Origin of the sequence: Variovorax sp. KK3 (assembly GCF_001984055.1) — a bacterium.
Lineage (GTDB): Bacteria > Pseudomonadota > Gammaproteobacteria > Burkholderiales > Burkholderiaceae_C > Variovorax.
Map to the genome: position 1 here is coordinate 1 of NZ_LYVO01000050.1, position 13,060 is coordinate 13,060.

At 67.3% G+C, this 13,060-nt stretch carries 17 protein-coding genes; all 17 read right to left on the bottom strand.

The features are described 5' to 3' along the window. Positions 1-63 precede the first annotated feature (63 nt). A complete protein-coding gene (gene hisA / locus B0W80_RS21800; protein ID WP_077001258.1) occupies positions 64-810 on the bottom strand; it encodes a 1-(5-phosphoribosyl)-5-[(5-phosphoribosylamino)methylideneamino]imidazole-4-carboxamide isomerase in 747 nt (248 codons plus the stop codon). A 48-nt stretch (positions 811-858) separates the two neighbouring features. Further along, the gene (gene hisH / locus B0W80_RS21805) at positions 859-1,515 is read right to left on the bottom strand and encodes an imidazole glycerol phosphate synthase subunit HisH (RefSeq protein ID WP_256856647.1); all 657 of its coding nucleotides are present in this window, start codon (positions 1,513-1,515) and stop codon (positions 859-861) included. Then, complete coding sequence (gene hisB, locus B0W80_RS21810) at positions 1,512-2,141, bottom strand: imidazoleglycerol-phosphate dehydratase HisB (RefSeq protein WP_077001260.1); 630 nt, start codon at positions 2,139-2,141, stop codon at positions 1,512-1,514. The genes hisH and hisB overlap by 4 nt, the downstream gene beginning before the upstream one ends. Continuing rightward, positions 2,138-3,232, bottom strand: coding sequence for a histidinol-phosphate transaminase (hisC, locus tag B0W80_RS21815; protein WP_077001261.1), 1,095 nt, complete (start codon positions 3,230-3,232; stop codon positions 2,138-2,140). Before hisC ends, hisB begins: the two co-directional genes overlap by 4 nt. A gap of 5 nt (positions 3,233-3,237) precedes the next feature. Then, complete coding sequence (locus B0W80_RS21820; RefSeq protein WP_256856646.1) at positions 3,238-3,525, bottom strand: Rap1a/Tai family immunity protein; 288 nt, start codon at positions 3,523-3,525, stop codon at positions 3,238-3,240. Between the two features lie 86 nt (positions 3,526-3,611). Beyond that, on the bottom strand, positions 3,612-4,937 hold the full coding sequence (gene hisD, locus B0W80_RS21825) for a histidinol dehydrogenase (RefSeq protein WP_077001262.1): 1,326 nt from the start codon (positions 4,935-4,937) through the stop codon (positions 3,612-3,614). A gap of 1 nt (position 4,938) precedes the next feature. Further along, the gene (gene hisG, locus B0W80_RS21830) at positions 4,939-5,580 is read right to left on the bottom strand and encodes an ATP phosphoribosyltransferase (protein ID WP_077001263.1); all 642 of its coding nucleotides are present in this window, start codon (positions 5,578-5,580) and stop codon (positions 4,939-4,941) included. After that, complete coding sequence (gene murA / locus B0W80_RS21835; RefSeq protein ID WP_077001264.1) at positions 5,577-6,863, bottom strand: UDP-N-acetylglucosamine 1-carboxyvinyltransferase; 1,287 nt, start codon at positions 6,861-6,863, stop codon at positions 5,577-5,579. The genes hisG and murA overlap by 4 nt, the downstream gene beginning before the upstream one ends. Positions 6,864-6,881: 18 nt before the next feature. Beyond that, on the bottom strand, positions 6,882-7,124 hold the full coding sequence (locus tag B0W80_RS21840) for a BolA family protein (RefSeq protein ID WP_068675762.1): 243 nt from the start codon (positions 7,122-7,124) through the stop codon (positions 6,882-6,884). Positions 7,125-7,226: 102 nt separating this feature from the next. Next, positions 7,227-7,991: an ABC transporter permease gene (locus tag B0W80_RS21845; protein WP_077001302.1), complete on the bottom strand. Its 765-nt coding sequence runs from the start codon at positions 7,989-7,991 to the stop codon at positions 7,227-7,229. Then, positions 7,991-8,938, bottom strand: a complete 948-nt coding sequence (locus tag B0W80_RS21850) for an ABC transporter ATP-binding protein (RefSeq protein ID WP_077001265.1) — start codon at positions 8,936-8,938, stop codon at positions 7,991-7,993. Before B0W80_RS21850 ends, B0W80_RS21845 begins: the two co-directional genes overlap by 1 nt. Before the next feature lie 64 nt (positions 8,939-9,002). Further along, a complete protein-coding gene (locus B0W80_RS21855) occupies positions 9,003-9,275 on the bottom strand; it encodes a lipid asymmetry maintenance protein MlaB (protein WP_077001266.1) in 273 nt (90 codons plus the stop codon). Between the two features lie 13 nt (positions 9,276-9,288). Beyond that, positions 9,289-9,939 (bottom strand): phospholipid-binding protein MlaC, encoded by a 651-nt coding sequence (locus tag B0W80_RS21860; RefSeq protein WP_077001267.1) that lies wholly within the window; start codon positions 9,937-9,939, stop codon positions 9,289-9,291. A gap of 128 nt (positions 9,940-10,067) precedes the next feature. Continuing rightward, positions 10,068-10,796 carry a VacJ family lipoprotein gene (locus B0W80_RS21865; RefSeq protein ID WP_077001268.1) on the bottom strand — a complete coding sequence of 243 codons (729 nt, stop codon included), beginning with the start codon at positions 10,794-10,796 and terminating at the stop codon, positions 10,068-10,070. Then, positions 10,793-11,296 carry an outer membrane lipid asymmetry maintenance protein MlaD gene (gene mlaD, locus B0W80_RS21870; protein WP_077001269.1) on the bottom strand — a complete coding sequence of 168 codons (504 nt, stop codon included), beginning with the start codon at positions 11,294-11,296 and terminating at the stop codon, positions 10,793-10,795. The genes B0W80_RS21865 and mlaD overlap by 4 nt, the downstream gene beginning before the upstream one ends. Before the next feature lie 12 nt (positions 11,297-11,308). Then, the gene (gene mlaE / locus B0W80_RS21875; protein WP_077001270.1) at positions 11,309-12,091 is read right to left on the bottom strand and encodes a lipid asymmetry maintenance ABC transporter permease subunit MlaE; all 783 of its coding nucleotides are present in this window, start codon (positions 12,089-12,091) and stop codon (positions 11,309-11,311) included. Continuing rightward, entirely contained in the window at positions 12,088-12,912 is an 825-nt protein-coding gene (locus B0W80_RS21880) for an ABC transporter ATP-binding protein (RefSeq protein ID WP_077001271.1), read from the bottom strand. Before B0W80_RS21880 ends, mlaE begins: the two co-directional genes overlap by 4 nt. Positions 12,913-13,060: the final 148 nt, after the last annotated feature.

Here is a 13,060-nt window from a genome sequence, read left to right on the forward strand (position 1 = left end):
GTCGGGGGCCTGAGCGGTGGGCACCGCCAATGGTGGCGGCTGCCGATCGCGGTCAGCCGCCGTTCAATCGGCGTCGGCCAGTTCGTCCGCCCGGGCTTGCGCGGCCGCGAAGTCGAGGTCGCCCGAATAGATGGCACGCCCGCAGATCACGCCCTCGATGCCATCCGGCTCCGCCGCGCAGAGCTTGTCGATGTCGGCCATGTTCGACAGGCCGCCCGAGGCGATCACCGGGATGCTGAGTGCCTGCGCCAGCTTGACGGTGGCCTCGATGTTGATGCCCGACAGCATGCCGTCGCGGCCGATGTCGGTATAGATGATCGACTCGACACCGTAGTCTTCGAATTTCTTGCCCAGGTCGGCCACCTCGTGGCCGGTGAGCTTGCTCCAGCCGTCGGTGGCGACCTTGCCATCCTTGGCGTCGAGGCCGACGATGATGTGGCCGCCGAAGGCGCTGCACGCGTCCTTGAGGAAGCCGGGGTTCTTGACCGCCGCCGTGCCGATGATCACGTAGCGCAGGCCATCGTCGATGTAGCGCTCGATCGTGTCGAGGTCGCGAATGCCGCCGCCCAGCTGTACCGGGATGTCGTCGCCCACCTCGCGCAGGATGGCCTTGATCGCCGCGTGGTTCTGCGGCTTGCCCGCAAAGGCCCCGTTGAGATCGACCAGGTGAAGCCGGCGTGCGCCGGCCTCGACCCATCGGCGCGCCATGGCGGCCGGGTCTTCGCTGAAGGTGGTGGACTGGTCCATGTCGCCCTGCTTGAGGCGAACGCAGTGACCATCCTTGAGATCGATCGCAGGAATGAGGAGCATGGTGCGGGAGTGCGCGGAACGAGCGATGGTGAGCAGCGAAAAACTGCTTCAGGGATTCCAGTGGAGGAAGTTTCGGTAGAGCTGCAACCCATGGTCCGCGCTCTTCTCGGGGTGGAACTGGGTTGCAAAAATATTATCGCGTGCGATGGCGGCGGTAAAGCGTGCGCCATATTCGGCCTCGCCCGCACTGTGGCGCGAATCCGCCGGTCGCGCGTAGAAGCTGTGCACGAAATAGAAGTAGCTGCCATCCGGCACCTGCGCCCAGACGGGATGCGGCATGGTCTGGATGACCTGGTTCCACCCCATCTGCGGCACCTTGAAGCGGCTGCCGTCGGGCTGGACTTGCCCCTCGAGTTGAAACTTGACCACCTGTCCGGGGATCAGGCCCAGGCCATCCGTCGGACCCTCGTCGCTGGCCGACAACAGCATCTGCATGCCCACGCAGACGCCGAAGAGCGGCTTGTTCGCGGCGGCCTCGAGCACCGATTCCTGCAGGCCGGAGTCGCGCAGCTCGCGCATGCAGTCGGGCATGGCGCCCTGCCCCGGCAGCACCACGCGGGTGGCGCGGCGCACCACGTCGGGGTCGGCGGTGACGAAGACTTCCACGCCGACCTGGTCGGCCGCATGCTGCACCGCCTGCGAGACGGAGCGCAGGTTGCCCATGCCGTAGTCGACGACGGCGACGGTGTTTCCAGTACGGCTCAGAGCGACCCCTTGGTCGATGGGATGACGCCAGCCGAGCGCGGATCGAGTTCGAGCGCCGCGCGCAGCGCGCGCGCGAAGGCCTTGAAGACGGTCTCGCACTGGTGGTGGGCGTTGACGCCCTTGAGGTTGTCGATGTGCAGCGTGACGAAAGCGTGGTTCACGAAGCCCTGGAAGAACTCGTGGGTGAGCTGGGTGTCGAAGCCGCCGATCATGCCGCTGGTGTAGGGCACGTCGATCACCAGCCCGGGGCGGCCCGAGAAGTCGACCACCACGCGGCTGAGCGCCTCGTCGAGCGGCACGTAGGCATGGCCGTAGCGGCGGATGCCCTTCTTGTCGCCCACCGCCTGGGCCACGGCCTGGCCGAGGGTGATGCCCACGTCTTCCACCGTGTGGTGGCCGTCGATGTGCAGGTCGCCCTGGCAGTCGATGTCGAGGTCGATCAGGCCGTGGCGGGCGATCTGGTCGAGCATGTGGTCGAAAAAGCCGATGCCGGTGGAAAGCTTGGCGCGGCCGGTGCCGTCGAGGTTGACGCGCACGCTGATCTTCGTCTCCGCCGTGTTGCGGGTGACGGAAGCGATGCGCGCGCCGGCGGCAGTGACTGCTTCGGGGGCCGTGGGGGTGTTCATAGGGAGGCTTCGAGGGCCGCGAGCATCTGCGCGTTCTCGTCGGCGGTTCCGACGGTCAGGCGCAGGCAGTTCGCGAGCAACGGGTGCATTTTAGAAACGTTCTTCACCAGCACGCCGCGCGCCTTCATGCCCTCGAAGGTCTTGGCGGCATCGGGCAGGCGGACCAGGATCATGTTGGCATCGCTGGGCCAGCTCTTCACGCCTGGCATCGTGGCCAGTGCTTCGGCGACGCGGGTGCGCTGTTCGCGGATCTGCGCCGCCTGGGCCGCGAAGACTTCTGCATGCTCCAGCGCGAAAAGCGCGCACTCGCAGTTCAGCACGCTGATGTTGTACGGCGGGCGCACCTTGTCGATCTCGGCGACGAGCGCCGCCGGGCCGACCAGGTAGCCCAGGCGCACGCCGGCCAAGCCGAACTTGCTGAGCGTGCGCATCAGCAGCACATGGCCGTGCCGCGCCACGCGGTCGATATAGCTGCGGGCGGCGAAGGGCTGGTAGGCCTCGTCGATCACGACCAGCCCGTCCTGGCGGCCCTGGGCCTGGACGATGCGCTCGACGACGGTGTCGTCCCAGAGGTTGGCGGTGGGGTTGTTGGGATAGGCCAGGTAGACGATGGCGGGCTTCTCGCGCTCGATGGCGGCCAGCATCGCGGCCTCGTCCAGTTCGAAATCGGCAGTGAGGGGCACACCGATGAAGCGAAGGCCCTGGAGCTGCGCGCTCATCGCGTACATCACGAAACCCGGCTCAGGCGCGACGATGGCGGCGCCCGGCACATCGCAGGCCATGGCCAGCAGCGAGATCAGCTCGTCCGATCCGTTGCCCAGCATCAGGCCGAAGCCTTCGGGCACCCTGGCATGGGCCGCCAGGGCCCGCTGCAGATCGGCGCCGCGCGGCCCGGGATAGCGGTTCAGCGCCAGCGCACCCAGGCGCTCGCCCAATGCCGCCTGCAGCTCGGGCGGCAGGCCGTAAGGGTTTTCCATGGCGTCGAGCTTGAGCAGGCCGCGTGCGTCCTGCACGGCGTAGGCGTGCATCGATCGGACGTCGGTGCGGATGCGGCACGCCGCGCGGGCGGTGTCTTCGGAAGCGGAGGTCATTCGGATCAGTTGCAGCGATAGCTGTTGCGAAGCGCGGCCGAGACGACCAGCTGCACCGGCATGTCGGCCTCGTAGCTGTCGGCATTGCGCGTGAGTTCGGTCTGGTAGAGCGTACGCGCCATCGAGGGCTCGAGCCGGCGACCGTTGACGCAGAACAGCGGCTTCTGGCCGGCACGCTGCTCGGCCTCGCTGGCCTCGCGCAGGCCCTCGACCACGCCGACCAGGTAGTAGTTGGCGTAGAGCTTGCCGTCTTTCTCGTTCGATTCGAGCAGGCGCAGCTCGCGGATGCTCATGGCTTGGCTGGCAGTGCTTACCGCAAACAAGCCCAGCAGGGCCACGAAACCCAGGCAACGCGAAGACCAGCGCGCCGCAGATGTCATCACGGCTCCCGGCGCAGGCGCAGCCGCGCGGCCTCGGCGTGGGCCTGCAGGCCTTCGCCCTCGGCCAGCGTCACCGCCACCGGGCCCAGCACCTGTGCACCCGCCTCGCTGACTTCGATCAGGCTGGAGCGCTTCTGGAAGTCGTAGACGCCCAGCGGCGAGCTGAAACGGGCCGTGCCGCTGGTGGGCAGCACGTGGTTGGGGCCAGCGCAGTAATCGCCCAGGCTTTCGCTGGTGAAGGCGCCCAGGAAGATCGCGCCGGCGTGGCGCAACAGCGGCTCCCAACGGGCCGGCTCGCGGCTGCTGACCTCCAGGTGCTCGGGCGCGATGCGGTTGCTGATGGCGCAGGCCTCTTCCATGCTCTTCGTGTGGATCAACGCGCCGCGGCCGTCGAGCGAGGCCGCGATGATGGCCGCGCGCGGCATGGTCGGCAGCAGGCGGTCGATTTCCTGCTGCACGCGCTCGATGTAGGCGGCGTCGGGGCACAACAGGATGCTCTGGGCCAGCTCGTCATGCTCGGCCTGGCTGAACAGGTCCATCGCCACCCAGTCGGGCGGCGTGCTGCCGTCGGCCAGCACCAGGATTTCGCTGGGGCCCGCGATCATGTCGATGCCCACGGTGCCGAACACGCGACGCTTCGCGGCTGCCACGTAGGCATTGCCGGGGCCGGTGATCTTGTCGACGGCCGGGATCGTGGCGGTGCCGTAAGCCAGCGCGGCCACGGCCTGGGCGCCGCCGATGGTGAAGGCGCGGGTCACGCCGGCCACGTGTGCCGCGGCGAGCACGAGCGTGTTCTTCTCGCCGCCGGGCGTCGGCACGACCATGATGATTTCGCCCACGCCTGCCACATGGGCCGGAATGGCGTTCATCAGCACGCTCGACGGGTAGGCCGCCTTGCCACCGGGCACGTAGATGCCGACGCGGTCGAGCGGCGTGACCTTCTGGCCCAGCAGCGTGCCGTCGGCATCGCGGTAGCTCCAGCTCTCGCCGCTGGCCTTCTTCTGGGCCTCGTGGTAGCTGCGCACGCGCCGCGCCGCAGCTTCGAGCGCCTCGCGCTGCACGGCAGGCAGGCTGTCGAAGGCGGACTGCAGCTCGGAGGCGCGCAGCTCGAGCGCGTCGAGGCTGGCGACGTCCAGCCGGTCGAAGCGGCGGGTGTATTCGAGCACGGCCTCATCGCCGCGCTGGCGCACGTCGTCCAGGATGTCCACCACCACCTGCTCGATCGCGGCGTCGGTGTCCGCCGACCAATGCAGGCGCGCCTTGAAGTCGGCCTCGAAGGTGGCCGAGGCTGTCGACAGGCGGGCGGGCGTGGCTTTCAGGTTCATCTCAGGCGGAAGGAATGGCCGACGCGAACGCGTCGATGATGCGGCGGATCGGCGCCTGCTTGAGCTTGAGCGCGGCCTGGTTGACCACCAGCCTCGCGCTGATGTCCATGATGCGCTCGACCTCGAACAGTTGGTTCGCCTTGAGGGTGTTGCCGGTCGACACCAGGTCGACGATGGCATCGGCCAGGCCGGTGAGCGGCGCCAGCTCCATGCTGCCGTAGAGCTTGATCAGGTCCACGTGCACGCCCTTGGTCGCGAAGAAGTCGCGCGCCAGGCCGACGTACTTGGTCGCCACCTTGATGCGCGAGCCCTGGCGCACGGCCGAGGCGTAGTCGTAGTCCGCGCGCACCGCCACGCTCAGGCGGCAGGCCGCGATGCGCAGGTCCAGCGGCTGGTAGAGGCCCTGGTTGCCATGTTCCAGCAGCACGTCGAGCCCGGTCACCCCCAGGTCGGCACCGCCGTACTGCACGTAGGTGGGCACGTCGGAAGCGCGCACCAGCACCACGCGCACGTCGGGCCGCGAGGTGCCGATGATCAGCTTGCGCGATTTCTCGGGGTCTTCGCTCACCTCGATGCCGGCGGCCGCCAGCAGCGGCAGGGTCTCGTCGAAGATGCGTCCCTTGGACAGTGCGAGCGTGATCACGGCTGGTACTCCGCCGGGCCGGCGACCCGCTCGATGTCGGCACCCAGGCCGCGCAGCTTGCCTTCCATGCGGTCGTAGCCGCGGTCGAGGTGGTAGATGCGGTCGACCAGCGTCTCGCCATCGGCCACCAGGCCGGCGATGACCAGGCTGGCCGAGGCACGCAGGTCGGTCGCCATCACGGTCGCGCCCGACAGCTGAGGCACGCCCTCGATCACGGCCACTTTGCCGTCGGTCTGGATCTTGGCGCCCAGGCGCAACATCTCGTCCACGTGCATGAAGCGGTTCTCGAAGATGGTTTCGGTCACAGTCGAGGTGCCCTCGGCGATCACGTTGAGCGCCATGAACTGCGCCTGCATGTCGGTGGGGAAGCCCGGGTACTCGGTGGTGCGGAAGCTCTGCGCCTTCAGGCGGCCCTGGCTGCGCACGCGAATGCCTCCATCCACCGCACCGACCTCGGCGCCGGCTTCGCGCAGCTTCTCGATGACGGCGTCCAGGTGGTCGGCGCGGCCATGCCTGAGCAGCACGTCGCCGCCGGCGGCCGCGACCGCGCACAGAAAAGTGCCGGCCTCGATGCGGTCGGCCACCACGCGGTGGGTCGAGCCGTGGAGTTTGTCGACGCCCTGGATGTGGATGCGGCTGCTGCCGTGGCCTTCGATCTTCGCGCCCATCTCGATGAGCATCTCGGCCAGGTCGGTGATCTCGGGTTCCTGGGCGGCGTTTTCGAGCACGGTCTCGCCATCGGCCAGCGCGGCGGCCATCAGGAAGTTTTCGGTGCCGGTGACGGTCACCATGTCGGTGGTGATGCGCGCGCCGTGCAGGCGCCGGCGTCCGCCTGCGATGCCCGCCACCATGTAGCCGTGCTCGACCACGATGTCCGCGCCCATGGCCTGCAGGCCCTTGATGTGCTGGTCCACCGGCCGCGAGCCGATGGCACAGCCGCCCGGCAGCGACACCTTGGCCTTGCCGAAGCGCGCGAGCAGCGGCCCGAGGGCGAGCACCGAGGCCCGCATCGTCTTCACCAGTTCGTAGGGCGCCTCGGGCGTGTGGAGCGCGCCGGCATCCAGCGCCACCGTGCCGTTGTCGTCGCGCTCCGCCGTCACGCCCATGTTGCGCAGCAGCTTGAGCATGGTCGACACGTCGTTCAGGCGCGGCACGTTGTGCAACGTGATGGGGCGGTCGGTGAGCAGCGCCGCGCACAACTCCGGCAGCGCGGCGTTCTTCGCGCCGGAAATGAGTACCTCGCCGCGGAGCTGCCGCCCGCCGCGAATCAGGAGTTTGTCCATGAAAGGTCCGCGAGAAAACTAGGAGTTCTGGGCCGCCCATTCCGCGGGCGTGAAGGTCTTCATCGAAAGCGCGTGCACCTCGTCCGTGTGCATTTTGGCACCGAGGGTGGCGTAGACGCGCTGGTGTCGCTGGATGGCGCGCTTGCCCTCGAACTCGGTGGAAACGATGGTGGCGTACCAGTGACGACCGTCACCCTCGAGGGTGATGTGTTCGCAGGGCAGGCCGGCCTGAATGATGGATTGGAGTTCTTCGGCAGTCATAAGAGGGAAAGAGCCGGCGCCGGGCCGCCCCAAGGCGGCTCAGCCCCCTCGGGGGGTGGCGTTACGCGAGCGCAGCGAGTGAAAAGCCTGGGGGCCATGTCCTTAGCCTCGGATCTTGTAGCCGATGCGTAGGAGGTGGATGGCGATCGCGCTCACGACCAGCCAGGCCCCCCCGACAATCGACAGGCTCACCCAGGGCGAAATGTCGCTGATGCCGAAGAAGCCGTAGCGGAACCCGTCGATCATGTAGAAGAAGGGGTTCAGGTGGCTGACCTTCTGCCAGAACGGCGGCAACGAGTTGATCGAATAGAACACGCCCGACAGAAAGGTCATGGGCATGATCAGGAAGTTCTGGAACACGGCCATCTGGTCGAACTTTTCGGCCCAGAGTCCGGCGATCAGGCCCAGCGTACCGAGGATGGCGGCGCCCAGGAAAGCGAACACGACGATCCAGATCGGCGCCTCGAAGCCCGGCACCGCGAAGAGCGCCGTCACGATGAAGACCCCCAGGCCCACGGCCAGCCCACGCACGATCGACGAGCCGACATAGGCCATGAACCAGCCCCAGTGCGACAGCGGCGTCAGCAGCACGAAGACCAGGTTGCCCATGATCTTGCTCTGGATGATCGAGGACGAGCTGTTGGCGAAGGCGTTCTGCAGCACGCTCATCATGACCAGCCCGGGCACCAGGAAGGCCGTGTAGCTCACCGTCCCGTAAACCTTGACGTGGTCTTCCAGCACGTGGCCGAAGACCATCAGGTAGAGAAGCGCTGTCAACACTGGCGCGCCGACGGTCTGGAATCCGACCTTCCAGAAGCGCAGTGTTTCCTTGTAGAGCAGCGCGCGCCAGCCCAGCGCATTGATCATCATCGTGCGACCTCCAGGGGCGTCTGTTCGCCGGCCATCAGGTCGATGAACACATCTTCGAGATCGGCCTTGCGCATTTCCACGTCCTCGACGTCGAGCCCTGCTTCACGGATCGCGGCCAGCAGTTGCTCGACCTCGTGCGCGTTCTGGGCCGGCAGCTGCACGATGCGGCCGGTGATGCGCGCATGCTGCGCCAGTTCCCAGGGCAGCATGCCGTCGGTCTTGAAGCGCAGCACGTTGCTCGCCGCCGAGCGCAGCAGCTCGCTGGTGCGGTCGAGCGCGATCACGCGTCCCTGCTTGAGCATCGCGATGCGGTTGCACAACGCCTCTGCCTCTTCAAGGTAATGGGTGGTCAGCAGCACGGTGCTGCCCTGCTTGTTGAGCTTGGCGACGAACTGCCACAGAGTCTGCCGCAGCTCGACGTCGACGCCGGCGGTGGGCTCGTCGAGCACGATGACCGGTGGCTTGTGCACCAGCGCCTGCGCAACCAGCACACGGCGCTTCATGCCGCCCGAGAGCTGGCGCATGTTGGCGCTGGCCTTGTCGGCAAGGCCCAGGCTGCTCAACAGCTCGTCGATCCAGTCGTCGTTGTTCTTGATGCCGAAGTAGCCGGACTGGATTCGCAACGACTCGCGCACGTTGAAGAAGGGGTCGAACACCAGCTCCTGCGGCACCACGCCGAGCTGGCGCCGGGCCTGGCCGTAGTCGCGCTGCACGTCGAAACCATGCACGCTGATGGTGCCGGCACTGGGCCTGGAAAGGCCGGCCAGCATGCTGATCAGGGTGGTCTTGCCGGCGCCGTTGGGGCCCAGCAGGCCGAAGAACTCGCCTTCCTCGATCTGAAACGTGACCTGGTCGACGGCCTTGAGGCCGGGTTTTCCCTGGGCGCGCTGTTGGCGCGAGGCGGGGTAGGTCTTGGAGACCGATTGGAAGGAGATCGCGGGCATGAGAGCCCGGGATTTTAGGGCCCCGGCGTTTTCGCGCTGCCGGGGCGGCCAAAGGCCTCTCGGCTCAGGGTGCGGCAGGCAGCAGGCCCGCGACGCCGTAGAGCGACGCCAGCTCGCGCAAGCGCGGCGGCAGCCCCTTGACCGCGAAGCCGCGCCCCAACGCACTGGATTCACGCCGGCATTCGAGCAGCACCGCGAGTGCGGACGAGTCGAAATGCTCGAGGGCGGTCGCGTCCACCACCGTGGACGAGGCGCCCTGCCCCGCCAGGCCCTGGCGCAGCATCAGCACGCAGGCCGGCGCTTCGTCGTGCGTGAGCCTGGGCGGCAAAACGAGCATCGCGCGAATGCCCTTACTTCTTGCCGTTGCGCGAGTTGCGCTCCGCCAGCGCGGCGATCAGGCCGTCGATGCCCTTCGAGCTGATCTCCTGCGAGAACTGGCTGCGATAGGTATCGACCAGCCACACGCCGAGCACATTGAGGTTGTAGACCTTCCAGCCGCCGCCTTGGCCCGGGGTCTTTTCGAGGCGGTAGTCGAGTTGCACCGGATCGCCGGTGCCGCGGACCTCGGTGCGCACCAGCACTTCCTTGTCGTCGGGCGATCCGCGGAAGGGCCGCACGGTCACCGACTGGTCGCTCACCTGGTCGAGCGCGCCCGCATAGGTGCGCACCAGCAGCTTCTTGAATTCATCTTGCAGGCGCTGTTGCTGCTCGGGCGTGGCCTGGCGCCAGGCCGGGCCCACGGCGGAGGCCGTCATGCGCTGGAAGTTGACGTTGGGCATGATCTTGGCGTCGACCAGAGCCATGATCTTGGCCACGTCGCCGGCCTTGATGGACTTGTCGGCCTTGATGGTTTCGAGCACGTCGGTCGAGATGCGCTTGACCAGCTCGTCGGGCGTCTCGTCGGCAGCATGCACGGGGCGCACGAAGGCGGCGGCGCCCGCGAGCAGCAGCCCGGCCAGGGCCAGGCGTCCGAGGGAGCGTCGTTGCAGGGTCTGGATCATCGAAAAAAGTCCCTTTGTGAAGTTTCAGGTCCGGCGTCCGGTCTGGGATTGGAGGCAGCTCTGCAACGGCAGGTTCCCGCCGCAGGGCGGGCACCGGCAACGGGATGCAAACGCGCGCGTCTCCGACCTCAATCGGTGTCGTCGTCCGGCGTCTCGCCGTTGTGGATCTCGCTGCGCCGGCGCTGCAGATAGGCGTCGCGCGTGAACGAGTACTTGTCGAGGGCGGCTTCGCCCAGCAGTTCGCTGGCGCGCAGGAAGTTGGAGCGGGTGTCGACGACGCGCAACACGTACATCGAATTGCGCCACGGGATATCGTGGATCCGGTTGACCAGATCGCCCTGGCGATCGACCAGCAAAGCCGAGCCGTCGCGAACGGTGGACGGGCCGAGCAGCGGAAGCACCAGGTAGGGGCCGCTGGGCACGCCCCAACGCCCGAGGGTCTGGCCGAAGTCTTCGGAATGGCGATCGATGCCGGCTTCGGTGGCGATGTCGAGCAGCCCGCCCAGGCCGAAGATGGTGTTGACGTTCACCCGCATGAAGTTGTCGGCGCTGTAACGCAGGTTGAGCTGCAGCACGCTGTTGGCGAAGCTCCAGACGTCCGACAGGTTGCCGAAGAAGTTGTTCACGCCGGTGCGCACGAAGGACGGCAGCACGCGGCGGTAGGCGCTGGCCACCGGCTTGAGCACCGCGTCGTCGACGCTGTCGTTGAACCGCGAGACGCCGCGATTGAATGGCTCGAACGGATCGCGGGGGTTGGCGCCCGGGCCGGTCGCGCAACCGGCCAGCAGGGCCAGGGCGGCTGCCGCCACCAGGGTGCGGAGGCCCGGCGAGGTGGGTCGTGGGGTCGGAGTTTTCATTTCTTGTTGCTGTTGGCCGGCGCGCTCGCGGCCGGTGGGGTGCTGCCGTCGGCGGCCCTGTTGTAGAGGAACTGGCCAATCAGGTTTTCGAGCACGACGGCGGACTGCGTCGAGGTGATGACGTCACCGGCTTGCAGGTTCTTCTCCTCGGCGCCCGCTTCGATGCCGATGTACTGCTCGCCGAGCAGGCCGCTGGTCAGGATCTTGAGCGAGCTGTCTTTCGGGAAACTGTAGCGGCTTTGCAATGCGAGCGTGACGCTGGCCTGGAAGTTCTTGTCGTCGAACGTGATCGATTCGACGCGGCCGACCACCACGCCGGAACTCTTGATGGCGGTCTGTGGCTTCAATCCGCCGATGTTGTCGAAGCGCGCGGTGACCGCGTAGGTCTTCTGGAAGTTCAGGCTCAGCAGGTTCGCGGACTGGAGCGCGAGGAACAGCAGCGCGGCAGCGCCGATGAGCACGAACAGGCCGACCCAGACGTCGTTCTTGGAGCGTTGCATGGTTGGTTTCTACTAGATGCTGAACATCATGGCAGTGAGAAGGAAGTCGAGGCCGAGGACGGCCAAGGATGCAGCGACCACCGTGCGCGTGGTCGCACGCGACACGCCCTCGGGCGTCGGCTGCGCCTCGAAGCCCTGCAGCAGCGCGATGAAGGTCACGGTGAATCCGAACACGATGCTCTTGACCACGCCGTTGCCCACGTCGCGCCAGACGTCGACGCCGCCCTGCATCTGGCCCCAGAAGGCACCGGGGTCGACGCCGAGCATCAGCACGCCCACGACGTAGCCGCCGATCACGCCGACCGCGCTGAACACCGCGGCCAGCAGCGGCATGGTGATCACGCCGGCCCAGAAGCGCGGCGCCAGGATGCGCTGCACCGGGTCGACCGCCATCATTTCCATGGCGCTGAGCTGCTCGCCGGCTTTCATCAGGCCGATCTCGGCCGTCAGCGACGTGCCGGCGCGGCCCGCGAAGAGCAGAGCGGCCACCACCGGGCCGAGTTCGCGCACCAGGCTGAGCGCCACCAGCAGTCCCAGCGCCTCGGACGAGCCGTATCGCTGCAGCGTGTAGTAGCCCTGCAGCCCGAGCACGAAGCCGACGAACAGGCCCGACACCGCGATGATCGCCAGTGAATAGTTGCCGAGAAAATGGATCTGGTCGCGCACCAGGCCGAAGCGGCGCAGGCTGCGCGCGCCGCGGAAGCTGAGGCTCAGGAACAGGCGCAAGGCCGCGCCCAGGTCGACCAGCTTGGAGCGGACCGCGAATCCGACGTCGGCGGGCTTGTACCAGCTCACGCGCGTTCCCCGTGACTGTTGTTGCCGAAGTCATCCTCCACGGTGACCCCGGGATAGTGGAAATGAACCGGCCCGTCGGGCAGCGCGTTGACGAACTGATGCACCAGCGGCTCGGTGCTTTCGCGCACCTCTTCGGGCCGGCCCTGCGCGGCGATGCCGCCGTTGGCCAGGATGATCACGTGGTCGGCGATGCGGAAGGTCTCTTCCAGGTCGTGCGACACGACCACGCTGGTGAGGCCCAGCGTGTCGTTGAGCTGGCGGATCAGCCGCGCCGCCGTGCCCAGCGAGATCGGATCGAGGCCGGCGAAGGGCTCGTCGTACATCACCAGGTCAGGGTCGAGCGCGATCGCCCGGGCCAGTGCCACACGGCGGGCCATGCCACCCGACACTTCGCTGGGCATCAACTGGCGCGCCCCACGCAGGCCCACGGCATCGAGCTTCATGAGCACGATGTCGCGCACCAGCGCCTCGGGCAGCCGCGTGTGTTCGCGCAGCGGGAAGGCGACGTTCTCGAACACGCTCATGTCGGTGAAGAGCGCACCGAACTGGAACAGCATGCCCATTCGGCGACGCGCGGCATAGAGCGCGTCGCTGCCCATGCGGCCGATGTCCTGCCCATCGAGCAGCACTTCGCCGCGCTGGGCGCGCACCTGCCCGCCGATCAGCCGCAGCACGGTGGTCTTGCCGCCGCCGGACGCACCCATGAGCGCCGTCACCTTGCCGCGAGGCACGGTGAAGGACACGCCGTCGAGGATCGCGCGATCGCCATAGCCGAAGCGGACGTCGCGAAACTCGACCAAAGAGGGATCTGATTGATTCATGGGCAACAAAAAAGCCGGGGCGCCTGAGGCATCCCCGGCTCACGGAGGCCGACCATGATAAATGAAGCATGGGGCGTGCCCATCCGACGAACGGAGGGGCTAATCGCCCGCTAATTCCCCACGATAACCTGGGATTTCCTGCGATTCC